General features: G+C 69.8%; 15 protein-coding genes and 2 pseudogenes. 7 read left to right on the plus strand and 10 right to left on the minus strand.

Annotated elements, in window-relative coordinates:
- Positions 1-36: 36 nt before the first annotated feature.
- Positions 37-1,543, plus strand: a pseudogene (gene arsB / locus BST10_RS01825) (ACR3 family arsenite efflux transporter).
- A gap of 242 nt (positions 1,544-1,785) precedes the next feature.
- Here the strand turns inward: arsB and BST10_RS01840 are convergent.
- The 3 genes from BST10_RS01840 to BST10_RS01850 all read right to left on the minus strand — a co-directional run bounded on the left by BST10_RS01840 (position 1,786) and on the right by BST10_RS01850 (position 3,764).
- Positions 1,786-2,118 carry a YnfA family protein gene (locus tag BST10_RS01840; protein WP_007170248.1) on the minus strand — a complete coding sequence of 111 codons (333 nt, stop codon included), beginning with the start codon at positions 2,116-2,118 and terminating at the stop codon, positions 1,786-1,788.
- Positions 2,119-2,558: 440 nt separating this feature from the next.
- Positions 2,559-3,329 carry a DUF2182 domain-containing protein gene (locus BST10_RS01845; RefSeq protein ID WP_007170247.1) on the minus strand — a complete coding sequence of 257 codons (771 nt, stop codon included), beginning with the start codon at positions 3,327-3,329 and terminating at the stop codon, positions 2,559-2,561.
- A 3-nt stretch (positions 3,330-3,332) separates the two neighbouring features.
- The gene (locus tag BST10_RS01850) at positions 3,333-3,764 is read right to left on the minus strand and encodes a heavy metal-responsive transcriptional regulator (protein ID WP_007170246.1); all 432 of its coding nucleotides are present in this window, start codon (positions 3,762-3,764) and stop codon (positions 3,333-3,335) included.
- A gap of 121 nt (positions 3,765-3,885) precedes the next feature.
- Between BST10_RS01850 and BST10_RS01855 the strand changes: the two genes are divergently transcribed.
- The 3 genes from BST10_RS01855 to BST10_RS24325 are packed head-to-tail and all read left to right on the plus strand — an operon-like array spanning position 3,886 to position 6,957.
- Positions 3,886-4,182: a DUF1490 family protein gene (locus tag BST10_RS01855; RefSeq protein ID WP_033718771.1), complete on the plus strand. Its 297-nt coding sequence runs from the start codon at positions 3,886-3,888 to the stop codon at positions 4,180-4,182.
- Between the two features lie 55 nt (positions 4,183-4,237).
- The gene (locus BST10_RS01860; protein ID WP_109469971.1) at positions 4,238-6,607 is read left to right on the plus strand and encodes a copper-translocating P-type ATPase; all 2,370 of its coding nucleotides are present in this window, start codon (positions 4,238-4,240) and stop codon (positions 6,605-6,607) included.
- A gap of 11 nt (positions 6,608-6,618) precedes the next feature.
- On the plus strand, positions 6,619-6,957 hold the full coding sequence (locus BST10_RS24325; RefSeq protein ID WP_033718757.1) for a transposase: 339 nt from the start codon (positions 6,619-6,621) through the stop codon (positions 6,955-6,957).
- A 403-nt stretch (positions 6,958-7,360) separates the two neighbouring features.
- On the opposite strand, the pseudogene BST10_RS22340 reads toward BST10_RS24325, so the two are convergent.
- From BST10_RS22340 to BST10_RS23145, 4 genes and pseudogenes are all read right to left on the minus strand, one after another.
- Positions 7,361-7,522: pseudogene (locus tag BST10_RS22340) on the minus strand (YnfA family protein); the annotation flags it as partial.
- An 86-nt stretch (positions 7,523-7,608) separates the two neighbouring features.
- A complete protein-coding gene (locus BST10_RS01875; RefSeq protein WP_235673635.1) occupies positions 7,609-7,758 on the minus strand; it encodes a hypothetical protein in 150 nt (49 codons plus the stop codon).
- 4 nt (positions 7,759-7,762) lie between these two features.
- The gene (locus tag BST10_RS01880; protein ID WP_083036065.1) at positions 7,763-8,182 is read right to left on the minus strand and encodes a CBS domain-containing protein; all 420 of its coding nucleotides are present in this window, start codon (positions 8,180-8,182) and stop codon (positions 7,763-7,765) included.
- Between the two features lie 95 nt (positions 8,183-8,277).
- On the minus strand, positions 8,278-8,448 hold the full coding sequence (locus tag BST10_RS23145) for a hypothetical protein (protein ID WP_165757163.1): 171 nt from the start codon (positions 8,446-8,448) through the stop codon (positions 8,278-8,280).
- Between the two features lie 133 nt (positions 8,449-8,581).
- Between BST10_RS23145 and BST10_RS01885 the strand changes: the two genes are divergently transcribed.
- The gene (locus BST10_RS01885) at positions 8,582-9,091 is read left to right on the plus strand and encodes a universal stress protein (RefSeq protein ID WP_163762356.1); all 510 of its coding nucleotides are present in this window, start codon (positions 8,582-8,584) and stop codon (positions 9,089-9,091) included.
- A 40-nt stretch (positions 9,092-9,131) separates the two neighbouring features.
- On the opposite strand, the gene BST10_RS01890 is transcribed toward BST10_RS01885, so the two are convergent.
- Positions 9,132-9,518, minus strand: a complete 387-nt coding sequence (locus tag BST10_RS01890) for a hypothetical protein (protein ID WP_083036069.1) — start codon at positions 9,516-9,518, stop codon at positions 9,132-9,134.
- 119 nt (positions 9,519-9,637) lie between these two features.
- Here BST10_RS01890 and BST10_RS01895 point away from each other — a divergent pair, with 119 nt between their 5' ends.
- Both BST10_RS01895 and nei2 read left to right on the plus strand, forming a co-directional pair.
- Positions 9,638-14,167: an ATP-dependent helicase gene (locus BST10_RS01895; RefSeq protein WP_083036071.1), complete on the plus strand. Its 4,530-nt coding sequence runs from the start codon at positions 9,638-9,640 to the stop codon at positions 14,165-14,167.
- Positions 14,167-14,928, plus strand: a complete 762-nt coding sequence (nei2, locus tag BST10_RS01900) for an endonuclease VIII Nei2 (protein ID WP_083036072.1) — start codon at positions 14,167-14,169, stop codon at positions 14,926-14,928. The genes BST10_RS01895 and nei2 overlap by 1 nt, the downstream gene beginning before the upstream one ends.
- Before the next feature lie 88 nt (positions 14,929-15,016).
- On the opposite strand, the gene BST10_RS23500 is transcribed toward nei2, so the two are convergent.
- Positions 15,017-15,640, minus strand: a complete 624-nt coding sequence (locus BST10_RS23500) for a hypothetical protein (RefSeq protein ID WP_083036074.1) — start codon at positions 15,638-15,640, stop codon at positions 15,017-15,019.
- Between the two features lie 50 nt (positions 15,641-15,690).
- On the minus strand, positions 15,691-16,560 hold the full coding sequence (locus tag BST10_RS01910; RefSeq protein ID WP_083036076.1) for a pseudouridine synthase: 870 nt from the start codon (positions 16,558-16,560) through the stop codon (positions 15,691-15,693).
- Positions 16,561-16,797 lie beyond the last annotated feature (237 nt).

Raw genomic sequence — 16,797 nt, forward strand, 5'->3', positions numbered from 1 at the left:
AGCGGTACGCCGCTCGCGCCACGGGAGAGAAACCTCATGAGTGACACCGCCATATCGACTGCTGCACCCGCAGTGGCCGCCAAGCTGTCCACCCTGGACCGGCTCTTGCCGGTATGGATCGGGGTAGCGATGGCCGCCGGCCTGCTGCTGGGGCGGCTGGTGCCCGGCCTGGGCGCGGGCCTAAGTGCCATTGAGGTCGACGGAGTCTCGCTGCCCATCGCCCTTGGGCTGTTGGTGATGATGTATCCGGTGCTGGCCAAAGTCCGCTACGACCAGCTCGGCGAGGTCACCGCCGACCGCAAACTGCTGGCGTCCTCGCTGGTGTTGAACTGGCTGATCGGGCCGGCGGTGATGTTTGCCCTGGCGTGGCTGCTACTTCCCGATCTGCCCGAATACCGCACCGGGTTGATCATCGTCGGGCTGGCCCGCTGCATCGCCATGGTCATCATCTGGAACGACCTGGCCTGCGGGGACCGCGAGGCCGCCGCAGTGCTGGTCGCGTTGAACTCGATCTTTCAGGTTCTCATGTTCGCCGCGCTGAGCTGGTTTTACCTGTCGGTGCTGCCGGGCTGGCTGGGCCTGTCCCAGACCGGGATCGAGGTCTCCCCGTGGCAGATCGCCAAATCGGTGTTGATCTTCCTCGGCGTCCCACTGTTGGCCGGGTACCTGTCCCGCCGCCTAGGCGAACGCGCCAAAGGCCGCACCTGGTACGAGTCGCAATTCCTGCCCCGCATCGGCCCCTGGGCACTCTATGGACTGCTGTTCACCATCGTCATCCTGTTTGCCCTTCAAGGTGATCAGATCACCTCCCGGCCTTTCGATGTCGCCCGCATCGCGGTGCCGCTGCTGGCCTACTTCGCGATCATGTGGGCCGGCGGCTACCTGCTCGGCGCCCTCCTCAACGTCGGGTACGAGCGCACCACCACGTTGGCGTTCACCGCTGCCGGCAATAACTTCGAACTCGCGATTGCCGTCGCGATCGCCACCTACGGCGCCACCTCCGGGCAGGCCCTGGCCGGGTCGTGGGCCCGCTCATCGAAGTACCGGTGCTGGTCGGACTCGTCTACGTGTCCCTGGCGCTGCGTACCCGCCTCTTCGGACCCGAGTCCCAATCACGCAGTGCCCGCTGATGGCCGACAAACCCAGCGTCCTGTTCGTCTGCGTGCACAACGCCGGTCGCTCCCAGATGGCGGCCGCACTGCTGATCCACCAGTCCGGTGGCCGCATCGAGGTCCGTTCCGCGGGCACCGAACCCGCCGACCAAGTCAACCCGGCGGCCGTTGCCGCGATGGCCGAACTGGGCATCGACATCACAGCCAACAGCCCCGCGGTGCTCACCGCCGACACGGTGCAAGCCAGCGACGTCGTGATCACCATGGGCTGCGGAGACACCTGCCCATACTTCCCGGGAGTCACCTACCGGGACTGGAAACTGCCCGACCCCGCCGGCCAAGCCCTTGAGGTCGTCCGCTCCATCCGCGACGACATCGCCAACCGCGTCCAGACCCTGATCGCCGAACTGCTACCTGGCACCACTACATAACCCAAACCCACAGTCACCGAAACCTGTTGCGCCACTGAGATCCCCCCGGGTTATCCAACGCGGCAACGGCCCATGAAATGCTGGTCGACTGTCTGGCCGTACCCGGGATCGATACGGCGATCGCTGAGCGTGCCGGCCCGTCTCCGTCACCGTCGATACTGATCGGCGGGGCCGAGGTGATGCGTCCCGATCCGCCCCCGATGGGTCGGTTTGGGCCTGCCCGGCCGCCACGTGATGCTGAGCTAGTGGCCGCGAGGGGCGTACATGATCACGGCAACGCCTACCAGGCAGGCCAGGGCGCCGATCACATCCCAACGGTCGGGTCGGAACCCGTCGAGGGCCATGCCCCACGCCAGCGAGCCGGCGACGAATACGCCGCCGTAGGCGGCCAAGATCCGGCCGAAATGGGCATCGGGCTGCAGGGTGGCGACGAACCCGTACATTCCTAGCGCGATGACGCCGAGTCCCGCCCAGAGCCAACCACGTTGCTCGCGGACGCCTTGCCAGACAAGCCAGGCACCGCCGATTTCGGCGACCGCAGCCAGGACGAATAACAGGATTGAACGCGCCACCATGATTGCTGATCTTAGGAGACCGTGCCGGGGCATCGGGGCGTCCCCGGCTTCCGGACGCGGCAGCCCCACAACCCGATCGTCGACCCGTGCGCGTACCCGTGACAGACACCTGCCCCGCACACCATACTCAGAGAGCCAACCCACGGGAACCGACGTGAACACGGCAATGCGTTGGCGTTCAAATCGAATGCCGCACTGCCGGTTCAGTCAGTTCTTCGAGAACTGGGCACTCGGCACTGGACCCGCTCACGCAGGCAGCACCGGCATCCTCGATCAACCCCGCAATACTGTGCTCAAGCGCACGGATCTGAGGCGCCGCAGGTCAAACGGCCAGCAGCGCCTCAGATCAAACGACAGCGGACAGCCAGATCAAAATGTCGCCGCTAAAGCGCAGGGGCGGGTGCGTGGTTGTGTCGTCGTCGTCATGACTTAACTCCTCGCTAGACAAGGTTGATGACCAACGCGGGGTGCACCAGCAGCACAACGCCAAGGATTACGAGCACCGCCCCCGTGACGCGCGTGAGCCAATCGCCGAAGGAGGCGACTCGCTCCAGCCAGATCACCACCGAGAGCGCCAGCATCCACGCCAATTGCATGGTGCCGAAGGCGATCATGACTACGAACAGCATCCAGCAGCTGCCCAGACAAAAGACGCCGTAGCGCCCACCGGCACGAAGCGCCCGGGCCGGGCTGTCGTGGTACTTGCCGCACGGCGGGGAAACCGACAATGGCCAGTAGCAGTGCCGCAGGCACGCTGCTTTCAGCGGCGTGAGCTGATAGATCCCGGCGGCCAGCGCTATGGCGCCGGCCAGGCGGCCGACCCACGGTGATCCGTGTGCCAGTGGCCCGTTGAGGTGGCTCCACGCCCAGAAGGCGGGGATCCCGGTGGCGCTCCACAGGGCCAGGTATCCGGCGACGAAGACGATCGCTGGAGCGGCGCTGCCGGTGGCGGCGCGGGCGTAGGCGCGAACGACGGGCAGGACCGCAGGAAGCATCATCGCGGCCATCATGGCCACCCACGCGATGAGGAAACCGGCGAACGACATCATTGGCGCGGTCTCCATGGGCATTCCTGGCTCGGTGTCCATAGACATGGCGTCGCCGGTCATGCTGACCACTGACCACCACCAGCCCACCCCCGCCACACCCAGCAGGGCGGCCGGCAACCACGCATCAGTCCATGACCACTCACGCATTTCGGTGCTGTTCATGGTCTAGTGGCCGGGACCGACGGTGGCGTCGGCATCCAGGTCGCTTTCCAGAATCCAGCACACCGTGGACTGGTCATGTTCGGTGGGCGCGGCGTGCGCCGCGTGGTCGAGAAGGGTCTGCAGGTGGCCTTCGAGGGCGACCAGTTCGGCGATCTGCGCGCGGACTTGGTCCAGACGGGTGTGCAGGACCTGTTGCACGTGCCCGCACGGCACCTCACCGCGGTCGTGGATCGCCAGGATTTGGCGCACCTTCTGCAAGGTCAGCCCGGCGGCTTGGCCCCGATGGATGAACCGCAGCCGATCCACGACCTCGGGCCCGTAGTCGCGGTACCCCGACGCCGTGCGTGCCGGTGGCGGGAGCAGCCCCGCGTTCTCGTAGAAGCGAATGGTTTTCGCGCTGGTATTGCTGAGTTTCGCTAGTTCGCCGATCTGCATGGAACCCATCCTTGACCTTCCACTGTACTGGAAGGTCAAGGATGGGTTCGTGTCGCTCCGCAGCGACCGTGGCCGACTGGTCACCGTTTGGCGGTGCAACGACGGGAAGGGAGTGCTTGGTATGGCGTGGCATGGGTTCTTGATGAAGGCGGCGCCCACGGTGGTAACCGGGGTGGTGGGGGTTGCGGCGTATGAGGCAGTGCGCACGGCCGTGGCGAAGGTTCCGTTGCGCACGGCAACCGTTGCTGTGACCGCGTGGGGCATCCGGGCCGCCCGCGAAGCGCAGCGCACGGCCGAAACGAACACGGAACAGATCCGATTGACGGTCGCCGACGTGGTTGCCGAGGCACGAGAGCGCGCCGGAGAGGACACCGAACCGGCGATCGTGACGAGCCCGGGCGACGGCCATGACGACTGAGGTCCTGCCGGCCGCCGACGCCACGGCGACGGTCGTATCGGACGCGTCCGGGCGGATGCGGCTGCGCATCACCGGATTTCATGTCGATGCGGTCCGGGCCGTCGCGATCGAGGAGACTCTGGCCACGGTGCCCGGTGTGCAGGCGGTGACGGCCTATCCGCGCACGGCATCGGTGGTGATCCAGTATTCGCCGCAGCGCTGCGACACCGCGGCCGTGCTGTCGGCGATCGGGCAAGCCGAGCACATCCCTGCAGAGTTGGTGCCCACCCGCGCCTCGCATTCCGGCGATGCCCGCACCCCCGGGGTGGTTCGCAAGGCCATCGGTGGACTCCGCCGATTGCTGGGCGCCCGGGCCGATAGCGACGCGCCGCGCGACACCGAGGGTAGTGGCGGTTGCGGGCAGGGACAGGGCGGTGCGTGCGGCACGGCGTCCTCGGGCGAGCTGAACAGGCGTGAGCAGCGGAACTGGTTGCGGCGGTTGCGGCTGGCCATGCCGTTGGCGCTGCTGGCGTCGGTGTCGACGATGGTGTTCGGCGCCTATCCGTGGGCGGGGTGGTTGGCGTTCGCGGCGACGGTACCGGTGCAATTCGTCGCCGGGTGGCCGTTCCTGCGCGGCGCGGTGCAACAGGCGCGGGCGGGAAGCGCCAACATGGACACGCTGATCACACTGGGCACATTGACCGCATTCGGCTACTCCACGTATGAGTTGTTCGCCGGTGGCGCACTGTTCTTCGAGACGGCGGCGCTGATCATTGCGTTCGTGGTGCTGGGTCGCTACTTCGAGGCCAGATCCACGAGCAAGGCGTCGGAGGCGATCGGCAAGCTTTTGGAGATGGGCGCCAAGGAAGCCTGCCTGCTCGTCGACGGGCAAGAAATTCTCGTGCCGGTTGATCAGGTACAAGTCGGAGACCTGGTACGGGTACGGCCTGGGGAGAAGATCCCGGTCGACGGCGAGATCACCGACGGGCGCGCCGCCGTCGATGAGTCAATGCTGACCGGCGAGTCCGTCCCGGTCGAAAAATCGGTGGGCGACCGTGTTGCCGGTGCGACGGTCAACATCGACGGGCTGCTGACCGTGCGCGCCACCGCCGTCGGCGCCGATACCGCACTGGCGCAGATTGTGCGCCTGGTCGAGCAGGCACAGGGCGGCAAGGCCCCCGTGCAGCGACTGGCTGACCGCGTCTCGGCGGTGTTCGTCCCGGCCGTCGTCGGGGTTGCCGCGGTGACATTTGCCGGGTGGACGCTGATCGCCGCCAACCCGGTCGCCGGTATGACCGCCGCGGTCGCGGTGCTGATCATCGCATGCCCCTGTGCGCTGGGCCTGGCCACCCCGACGGCGATCACGGTCGGCACCGGCCGCGGCGCGGAACTGGGGATCCTGGTCAAAGGCGGCGAGGTAATGGAAGCCTCGAAGAAGATCGACACCGTGGTCTTCGACAAAACCGGCACGCTGACCCGCGCCCAGATGCGGGTCACCGATGTGATTGCCGGCAAGCGGCGCCAGCCCAATCTGGTGCTGCGAATCGCCGCCGCGGTCGAGTCGGGCTCCGAGCACCCCATCGGCACAGCGATCGTCGCGGCCGCGCGCGAGCTGGGGTTGCAGATTCCGGCCACGACGGCGTTCACCAGCCTCGCCGGCCACGGGGTGCGGGCCCAGATCGACGGCCGCACCGTGCTGGTCGGACGTCGCACACTTGTCGACGATCACGATTTGGTTCTGCCTGAGCACCTTTCTGCGGCGGCCGCCGAACTCGAAGAGCAAGGCCGCACCGCGGTGTTCGTCGGCCGCGACGACCACGTTGTGGGCGTGCTCGCCGTCGCTGACACGGTCAAGGACGACGCCGCCGACGTGGTCGCTCAACTGCAAGCCATGGGCCTGCAGGTCGCCATGATCACCGGCGACAACGCCCGCACGGCCGCCGCGATCGCCACGCAGGTCGGCATCGATCACGTCCTGGCTGAGGTGCTGCCGCAGGACAAGGTCACCGAAATCGAGCGGCTACAAGACCAGGGGCGGGTGGTCGCGATGGTGGGCGACGGCGTCAACGACGCCCCCGCGCTGGTGCAGGCCGATCTGGGCATCGCGATCGGCACCGGCACCGACGTGGCCATCGAGGCCTCCGACATCACGCTGATGTCCGACCGGCTCGACGGTGTTGTGGAGGCGATCGCGCTCTCCCGGCAGACCCTGCGCACCATCCACCAGAACCTTGGCTGGGCCTTCGGCTACAACACCGCCGCGATCCCCCTAGCCGCACTCGGTCTGCTCAACCCGATCATCGCGGGAGCGGCGATGGGGCTCTCCTCGGTCAGCGTGGTCACCAACTCGCTGCGGCTACGCCGCTTCGGCCGCCACACCCGACAAGGATCGCCCCAGACCGCCCACATGGTGGACATCCCAGATAGCGCGACGTGGGATTCGTGAAGCCAGTAGGTATGCCACAACATCGGCGCTCATTCACCCCGCAGTATCGAGTCACGGCCGCGCACATGGTGATCGACGGGCAGCGGCGAGTCGCTGAGGTAGCCCGCCAGCTAAACGTGGACACGAGCCTGCTGCATACATGGGTGCGCGATGAGCGGTGGCTGATGTCCCAGGCCCGCAGCGGTGACGGCCAGCGGCCAGATGTCGCTGGCGAACAGCCGCTTTCGGTCCAGGAGCGAGCGGATTTGGTCCGGCTAGGGCAGACCGCAGCCGAGCAGGCGCAAGAAATGGCCGGCATAGACGCGTCTCGGCACACTTTGCGACCGCAGCAGCGGCGAGCCGCGGCTTGAACTCGCCGCAAGGGAGTGCGCCTGCCACGGCGTACCCGAAATCGCCGAGCTACCGGGCGCGTCGAACTCCGGCTGCAACTGTCACCGGGTCGCGAAAATTGACCCACCTGAGATGCTAATGACGGGTGTTGGGAGACCGTGGGATGCGGATTGAGATTCTGAGCAGCCCGGGCTGTCCGAACGCGGCAACGGCCCATGAAATGCTGGTCGACTGTTTGGCCGTGGTCGGGATCAACACGGCGATCGTTGAGCGGGTCGGACCCTTTCCGTCACCGTCGATACTGATTGACGGCACCGATGTGATGCGTCCCGATCGGCCGCCGACGGGTGACGTCTGTCGGTTGGATCTGCCCAGCCGTGACGTCATACTGACCGCGCTGCGACGGGCGATTGCGGCCGAAAGCTAGTGGCCGCGAGGAGCGTACATGTTCACGGCAACGCCGGCCAGGAAAACCAGGGGCGCCAAGCACGTCCCAGCGGCCGGGTCGGAACCCCTCGAGGGCCATACCCCACGCCAGCGAGCCGCCGACGAACACGCCTCCCCGTAGGCGGCCAGGATCCGGCCTATTTACCTCAGATCAGATGACAAACCACCCGCAACAGGATCGCCATTTGATCTGAGGCACCGCAGGTCAGACGCCCGCACCTGCCTCAGATAGAACGACAACGGACATTCATCGCCGACACCACCTGCCAGTAGCTGCAGGTGGTGTCGACTGCGGCGCCCGGGTCGGCGGACGCCGCGGGCAGCCCGGCGATCAGCGCCAGCGCAGCGCACCCGCCCGACACCGCCGATCGCATCGGGCTAGCGATTCGCCGTCGCGGCGCTGATATCGGCGAGCGCGGACTTCTCGTCGCGCTCGACAGCCAGATCCCCGATGCTCAGCACTCCGGCCAACCGGTCGCCGTCGATGACAGGCAGCCGGCGCACCGCCTTGCTGCGCATCAGCGCAACGGCGTCGTCGAGGCTCGAATCGGGCCGAACGCTGACGAGCTCCTGGCTGCTGCATACCTCGCCGACCGGCGTCGAGAGCTCTTTGCCTTCGGCGACGACCCGGACGACGATGTCCCGGTCGGTCACGATGCCCCGGACGTGGCCGTCGCTGAGGACGACGACGTTACCGATATCGGCTCGGCGCATGCATTCCGCCGCTTCGCTGACGGGCATGTCCGCCGGAACAGTTTGCGGTGTGTGGGCCATGATCTCGGCCACGGTGCGGGCCATGTTCGCTTCCCTCCATTGGTTGGTAGTCAGTCCAATGGCCTGGCTACCCAACAACATTGGGACTCAAACGGACTCCACCGGCCGGACCGGCCGCTTCACCCGTCCTCGCTGCGGGCTTCGGCGCCGGTTTCGCCGACGTCCAGCGCGTCATCAGGGCTGACCTGCCCGACATGGGTATCGTCCTCGTCCTTGCCGGTGGGCGGGCGCGCCCGGTGCGCCTCGGCTTCAACATCCGACTCCGCTTTGTCGCCCTTGCGCGAATCCATCGCCGACCTCCGGGGTTCGCTGTGTCGGCTACCTGCCGATGTGCGCCGCGTACCCAAGGGGGAAGCGCGGTAATCATCCGGATGCCGATGTGGCGGCGGTTTCGCGGCTGGCCCGAACGGCTAACCCTGCTTGGTGGCCCGGGATGCAGAGAGTGCCGGAGTCGTCGTCGGCATCGACGGATCAGCGACGTCGCGAATCGCGGTGCACTGGGCCGCACGCGAGGCCGAACGGCGCGGACTACCGCTCACGCTGGTGCATGCGGCGTCGACCGAGCTCAGTCCCCGCGTCGCCCGCTGGATGGTGTTCGGTCAGCACGAGCTCCCGCATCGGCGTGTGCAGCGGATCATCGACGATGCGGTCGACATCGCCGGCGACAGCGCCCGACACGACGGACCCACACAGGTGAACCCCAAACTCGTGTTCACCGATCCGATTGACACCTTGGTCGAGATGTCCCGCAAGGCTGAATTGGTTGTCGTCGGATCTCGGCGGCGACGCCGCTTGTGGCACGCATTGACCGGCAGCGTCGGTTCGGCGTTGACGGAGCGATCCCGATGCCCGGTGGCGGTGATCGAAGACCAAGCCCCCCGGATGCCGCACCCCGGTCACGCTCCAACGCGGACCAGCGTGACCGGATGGTGAGGCCCGGTATCGCGAGTACGGGCCGCCGGCAGGACCCGGGTCAGAACAGCGCGAGCAGGGCCACCAGGTCGGCCGCCAGCAGCACCCAGCCGCCCGCCCAGACCGCGATCCCGCTCCGGTGCGTTGCGAAGAAGAACGCCAGAAACAAGGTCAGCGCCGCAACGGCCGCCGCACCGTGGTAGAGCACGCCGAACAGCGATCCGTTCAGCTGCAGGCCCGGGCAGGCCGCGGTGCTGCACAGCGGGGCGCCGGTCACCGCGACCGGCGCGTAATCCATCAGCAGCACGGCGGCCGGTGCGGTCAGCAGCGACAACGTCCAGTTGATCCAGGTCCAGTCGCGCGGCGGGGCCTCCGGTGTCCGCGAGGCAGGTGCCGCATCGGCGAAGATCGGCAGCGCCGCTCGCGTCCTGTCGTCCAGAAGTGTCATGCCCCGCCCCCTGTCACCGCCACGGCCCTGTGACCGCCACGGCTCGCGGATACCCGCTGCTGAGCGCGGCAAAACCGGCCCGCCGGGCAGCACCGCCCCGAAGTTGGCACCATGGCGGGGTGAGCCGAGAAACCCCAGCCGCGCTGGCCCGGTTCTCGGCGCTGACCCGGGACTGGTTCACCGGCACCTTCACCGCGCCGACCGAGGCGCAGCAGCAGGCCTGGTCGGCGATCGCCGACGGCCACCACACCCTGGTGGTGGCGCCCACCGGATCGGGCAAGACGCTGGCGGCGTTCCTGTGGGCGCTGGACCGGCTGGCGGCCGAGCCGGGCCCGAAAGCTGCGGGCACCCGGGTGCTCTACGTGTCGCCGCTCAAGGCGCTGGCGGTCGACGTCGAACGCAACCTGCGCACCCCGCTGGCCGGCATCGGCCGCATCGCCGCGCACCCTGACTATGCGGGCCTGCCCGCGCCGGCCATCACGGTCGGGGTCCGCTCCGGCGACACCTCCGCGACGCGGCGCCGCGAGTTGGTCGCGCACCCGCCCGACATCCTGATCACCACCCCGGAGTCACTGTTCCTGATGCTGACGTCGGCGGCGCGCGAAGCGCTGACCGGGGTGCAGACGGTGATCGTCGACGAGGTGCACGCGGTGGCCGGCACCAAGCGCGGCAGCCACCTGGCGCTGTCCCTGGAGCGCCTCGATGCGATGTTGGCCTCCCCGGCGCAGCGGATCGGCCTGTCCGCCACCGTGCGGCCCGCCGAAGAGGTCGCCCGGTTCCTGTCCGGGCAGGCCCCGACCAGGATCGTGGCGCCGCCGGCGGCCAAGACGTTCGAGCTGACGGTGCAGGTTCCGGTGTCGGATATGGCCAGCCCCGCCGAGGGCACCATCTGGCCGCAGGTGGAGGAACGCATCGTCGACCTGATCGAGGCCCACCGCTCATCGATCGTGTTCGCCAACTCGCGCCGGCTGGCCGAGCGACTGACTGCGCGGCTCAACGAGATCCACGCGGAACGCTCTCCAGACGACGCGGCGCCAGTGGGGATCGCAAGCGCGGCGGAGCCGGGCGCAGCGGGTCGCCACTCACTGGCACCGCTGGCGCGAGCCCACCACGGGTCGGTGTCCAAGGAGACCCGCGCCGCGGTCGAGGAGGACCTGAAAAGCGGGCGGCTGCGGGCGGTGGTGGCGACCTCGAGCCTGGAGCTGGGCATCGACATGGGTGCCGTCGACCTGGTCATCCAGATCGAGGCGCCGCCGTCAGTGGCCAGCGGCCTGCAGCGCATCGGGCGGGCAGGTCATCAGGTCGGGGAGGTCTCGGCGGGGGTGCTGATCCCCAAGCACCGCACCGATCTGATCGGCTGCGCGGTCTCGGTGCAGCGGATGCTGGCGGGCCAGATCGAGACGCTGACGGTGCCGGCCAATCCGCTGGACATCCTGGCCCAGCACACGGTGGCCGCGGCCGCGCTGGAGCCGCTGGACGCCGAGGCCTGGTTCGACACGGTGCGCCGGGCCGCCCCGTTCGCGACGTTGCCGCGCAGCGTGTTCGAGGCGACCCTGGACCTGCTCTCGGGCAAGTACCCGTCGACCGAGTTCGCAGAGCTGCGACCGCGGCTGGTCTATGACCGCGACACCGGCACCCTGACCGGCCGGCCCGGCGCCCAGCGGCTGGCCGTCACCTCCGGTGGCGCCATCCCGGATCGCGGCCTGTTCGCGGTGTACCTGGCCGGCGCCGACAAGCCGTCCCGGGTCGGTGAACTCGACGAGGAGATGGTCTACGAATCGCGGCCAGGCGACGTGATCTCACTGGGCGCCACCAGTTGGCGCATCACCGAGATCAGCCACGACCGGGTGCTGGTGGTCCCGGCTCCCGGCCAGCCCGGCCGGCTGCCGTTCTGGCACGGCGACGGCGTCGGGCGCCCGGCCGAACTCGGCGCCGCGCTGGGCGAGTTCACCGGCGAGCTGGCCGGGCTCGATCGGGCCGCCCTCGACAAACGCTGCGCGGGTTTGGGTTTCGACGACTACGCAGCCGACAACCTCTGGAGGCTGCTCGACGACCAACGCACCGCCACGTCGACGGTGCCCACCGACACCACGCTGGTGGTGGAGCGCTTCCGCGACGAGCTGGGCGACTGGCGGGTGGTGCTGCACTCCCCCTACGGGCTGCGGGTGCACGGCCCGCTGGCGCTGGCGGTGGGCCGGCGGTTGCACGAACGCTACGGCATCGACGAGAAGCCGACCGCCTCCGACGACGGCATCGTGGTGCGGCTGCCCGACACCGATGCCGGCGCAACGTTGGACGCACCCGGTGCGGACCTGTTCGTCTTCGACGCCGACGAGATCGAGCCCATCGTCACCGCCGAGGTGGGCGGCTCGGCGCTGTTCGCCAGCCGGTTCCGGGAATGCGCGGCGCGGGCGTTGCTGTTGCCCCGCCGGCATCCGGGCCGGCGCACCCCGTTGTGGCAGCAGCGCCAGCGGGCCGCCCAATTACTCGATGTGGCACGCCGATACCCGGCGTTCCCGATCGTGCTGGAGACCGTGCGGGAGTGCCTGCAGGACGTCTACGACGTTCCGGCGCTGACGGAGTTGATGGCGCGGATCGCGCAGCGCCGGGTGCGGGTGGTGCAGGTCGAGACCGCCACCCCGTCGCCGTTCGCGGCGTCGTTGCTGTTCGGCTACGTCGGCGCCTTCATGTACGAGGGCGACAGCCCGCTGGCCGAGCGTCGCGCGGCGGCACTGTCGCTGGATCCCACCCTGCTGGCGCAGCTGCTGGGCCGGGTGGAGTTGCGCGAGCTGCTCGACCCCGACGTCGTCGCCGCCGTCGCCGCCGAGTTGCAGCACCTGACCCCGGAGAAGGCCGCCCGCGACGCCGAGGGCGTCGCGGATCTGTTGCGGCTGCTGGGCCCGCTCACCGGCGACGAGATCGCCGCGCGGGCCGGCGGTTCGGACGTGGGCGGGTGGCTCGAGCACCTGCTGGCCGCCCGGCGGGTGCTGACGGTGGCGTTCGCCGGGCGGGCCTGGTGGGTGGCGATCGAGGACATCGGCCGGCTGCGCGACGGGATCGGGGTGGCGGTGCCGCCCGGAGTGCCGACCGGCTTCACCGAACCGGTCACCGACCCCCTGGGTGAGCTGCTGGGCCGCTTCGCCCGCACCCACGGCCCGTTCACCACCGGGCAGGCCGCCGAGCGGTTCGGGCTGGGCGCCCGGGTGGCCGCCGACGCGCTGGGCCGGCTGGCCGCCGACGGCCGGGTGGTGCGCGGCGAGTTCGCCGACTTCCCGGACTCGCCGGGCGAACAGTGGTGCGACGCCCAGGTGCTGCGAATTCTGCGGCGCCGGTCGCTGGCGGCGCTGCGCTCGGCGATCGAGCCGGTGTCCCCGGCGGCCTACGCGCGTTTCCTGCCGGCCTGGCAGCAGATCGGCGCCCGGGGCGCCGCGTCGGGGCTGGACGGGCTGGCCGGGGTGATCGAGCAGCTGGCGGGCGTGCCGCTGCCGGCGTCGGCGGTCGAGCCGCTGGTGCTGGCGGCGCGGGTGCGTGACTACTCACCTGCCATGCTCGACGAGCTGCTGGCCTCCGGGGAGGTGCTGTGGGCGGGTGCGGGCGCCCCGGCCGGCAACGCACCGGCCGCCGACGGCTGGATCACCTTCCACACCGCCGACTCGGCGCCGTTGACGCTGGCCCCCGGCGCGCCGCTGGACTTCGGTGATGCGCACCGGCAGATCCTGGACGCGCTCGACGGCGGCGGCGCGTTCTTCTTCCGCCAGCTCGCCGGTGACGCGAGTGAGGCCGAGCTCAAAACCGCACTGTGGGAACTGATCTGGGCCGGCTGGGTCACCGGCGACACCTTCGCCCCGATGCGGACGGTGCTGGCCGGCACCCGACGGTCCACCCCGGCACACCGCAGCAAGCGTCCGCCGCGGCTGAGCCGGTACAGCGTCGCCCACGCCGCCGCCCGCGCCGCCGACCCGGCGGTGGCCGGACGCTGGTCGATGTTGCCGGCCACCGAGCCGGATGCCGGGTTCTCCACGGTGCGCGCGCACCACACCGCCGAGTTGCTGCTGCACCGCTACGGGGTGCTGACCCGCGGCGCGGTGGCCGCCGAGGCGGTGCCGGGCGGATTCGCCGGCCTCTACAAGGTATTGACGGCCTTCGAGGAGGCCGGCCGCTGTCAGCGCGGTTACTTCATCGAGTCGCTGGGCGCCGCCCAGTTCGCGCTGGCCTCGACCGTGGACCGGCTGCGCGGCTACCTCGACGGTGTCGACCCGGCGCGCCCGGAGTATCACGCGGTGGCGCTCGCCGCCGCCGACCCGGCCAACCCGTACGGGGCGGCACTGAGCTGGCCGGCGCACCCCGGCACCGCGCGTCCGGGCCGCAAGGCGGGAGCGCTGGTGGTGCTGGTCGACGGCGAACTGGTCTGGTTCGTCGAACGTGGCGGCCGGTCCCTGCTGAACTTCGCCACCGGGGCCGACGCCGCCGAGGTGCAGCGGGCCGCCGCCGGCGCGCTGGCCGGGCTGATCGCCGACCGCCGCGTCGACGGGATCCTCGTCGAGCGGGTGGACGGTGCGGCGGTGCTGGAGACTCGCGATTCGCCGACGACGACGGCGCTGGCCGAGGCAGGATTCTCCCGCACCCCGCGGGGACTGCGGCTGCGCTGATGCCCGAAGGTGACACCGTCTTCCACACCGCGGCGGTGCTCGACGACGCGTTGACCGGGAAAACGTTGACCCGCTGCGATATCCGGGTCCCCCGCTATGCCGGCGTGGACCTCACCGGGCAGCGGGTGGATGAGGTGATCAGCCGGGGTAAGCACCTGTTCATCCGGGTGGGCCAGGCCAGCATCCACTCGCATCTGAAGATGGAGGGCAGCTGGCGGGCGGGCTCCCCAGCGAGAAGGGACCCGCTCGACCATCGGGTGCGAATCATCCTGGAGGCCGGCCCCGTTCGCGCATTGGGCATCGACCTGGGCGTGCTGGAGGTGCTGGAGCGTGACCGCGATGGCGAGGCGGTCGCTCACCTGGGCCCGGACCTGCTGGGCCCCGATTGGGACCCGGGCGCCGCCCTCGCCAACCTGCTGGCCGACCCGGACCGGCCCCTGGCCGCGGCCCTGTTGGATCAGCGGGTGCTGGCCGGCATCGGCAATGTCTACTGCAACGAATTGTGTTTTGTCGTCGGCCGATTGCCGACGTCCCCGGTTGCCGCGTTGGCCGATCCGGCCCGGCTGGTGGCTCGGGCCCGCGAGATGCTGTGGGCCAATCGGCTGCGGTGGGCGCGCTGCACCACCGGAGATACCCGGCCGGGCCGGCAGCTGTGGGTGTACGGCCGCGCGGGCAAGCCCTGCCGGCGCTGCGGCACCCGGGTGGAATCGGACAGCGGTGGCGGGCGGGTCAGTTTCTGGTGCGTCGCCTGTCAGCGCTGAATGCGCGGACCGACGCCCGACGCCGAGGTTGATGCCCTGGGCGTCGGGCGTCGATATGTCTTAGCGAGGCTTTAGCGTCGCTGGGCGATCACGGCCAGCCGCCGCACCCCACACCGGGCAGGCAGCCGCCGCCACCGCCGGGGCCGCCCCAGCCGGTCGGGCCACCCGGAATCTGGCCGCCACCACCGCCGGGACCGCCGCCACCGGTCGGACCGCCGGGGATCTCACCGCCACCACCGCCGGGACCGCCGCCACCGGTCGGACCGCCGGGGATCTCACCGCCACCACCGCCGGGACCGCCGCCACCGGTCGGACCGCCGGGGGTCTCACCGCCACCACCGCCGGGACCGCCGCCACCGGTCGGACCGCCGGGGATCTCACCGCCACCACCGCCGGGACCGCCGCCACCGGTCGGACCGCCGGGGATCTCACCGCCACCACCGCCGGGACCGCCGCCACCGGTCGGACCGCCGGGGATCTCACCGCCGCCGCCCCCGGGGCCACCGCCACCGGTCGGACCACCGGGGGCTCCGGGCTCCCCCGGCGGCACGCCGGGTTCCGGTTCCATCGGTGTGGTCTCCGTCGTGGTGGTTGTGGTCTCGGTCGTGGTGGTGCTGGTCGGGGCTTCTTCCTGGGTGCCGCTGCAACCCGCTGCGACCAGCGCCGCTGTGCTTCCGAGGACGGCGATCGCCATCCTGCCGTGTGTCTTCATCAGAATCAGACTCCCCTCTGCTCTGTCGTGCCTTCCTGTACCCGGCACGCTCAGTGCTGAAACGCGCGCCGGCTGACGAAGCAACGTCGCAGCTGAGTCAGCGGGTCGGTGAACTCGAGCCGCTGCGCCAGCAGTTGCAGCGGGGTGGAGAAGTCGTCGGGGGCCACCTCGACGATCTCCGGATACAGCGGATCACCGTCGATGGGCAGGCCGAGCGAGGCCAGGTGCACCCGCAGCTGATGGGTGCGGCCGGTACGCGGCGTCAGCCGGTAGCAGCCGTCTCCCAGCGTCTCGACCAGCGTTTCGGCGTTGGGCTCGCCGGGCTCCTCACGGGCCTGCAGGCAGCCGCGTCGCTTGATGATCCGGCTGCGCACCAGCCGCGGGAATTCGCCTACCGGCGGCGCCGACGAGCGGGCCAGGTACTGCTTGTGCACCGCGCCGCGGGCGAACAGCGTCTGATAGGCCCCGCGGAGCTCGCGGCGGGTGGTGAACAGCAGGACCCCGGCGGTGAGCCGGTCGAGCCGGTGCGCCGGACTCAGCTCGGGAAGCTCCAGCTCACGGCGCAGCCGCACCAGTGCGGTCTGGGCCACATGGCGGCCGCGGGGCATGGTCGACAGGAAATGCGGCTTATCGACCACCACCAGGTCGTCGTCGCGATGCAGCACCGGGATTTCAAAGGGCACGGGAACCTCTACCGGCAGATCCCGGTAGAGAAAGACGTGGGTTCCGGCCGGCAGCACCGTCGTCTCGTCGACCACGGCGCCGTCGGCGGTCACCACCTCGCCGACGGCCACCTTCGCCGCGGCAGCCGCACCGAAGCGGGTGCGCAGCTCAGCGGCCACCGGCCCGCCGTGCAGACGTAGCCGGGCCGGGCCCAGGCCGTCGCGTACCGGCAGCGGGGCGGGACGTCGGCGGGTCACCGCGACGGGGCTTTCTCAGGATGTGTCGTCACGTCCAGGCGAGTCTATCCGGTGGACCCATTTTTCACTGTAATCACTTGCGTCACCGCAGTTTTGGCTGTGGATGGTTTCTGCGGAGTGTCGGTGCGGATCGCTAGAATTAGCACATGCGTTCGAGTGGTCGGGAAGAAATCGTCGAGGCGTTCGACGCTCTTTCGGCCGATCTGGATAAGGCCCTGGAGCTGGACTTCTCGGCAC

This window comes from Mycolicibacter algericus DSM 45454, assembly GCF_002086455.1.
Lineage (GTDB): Bacteria > Actinomycetota > Actinomycetes > Mycobacteriales > Mycobacteriaceae > Mycobacterium > Mycobacterium algericum.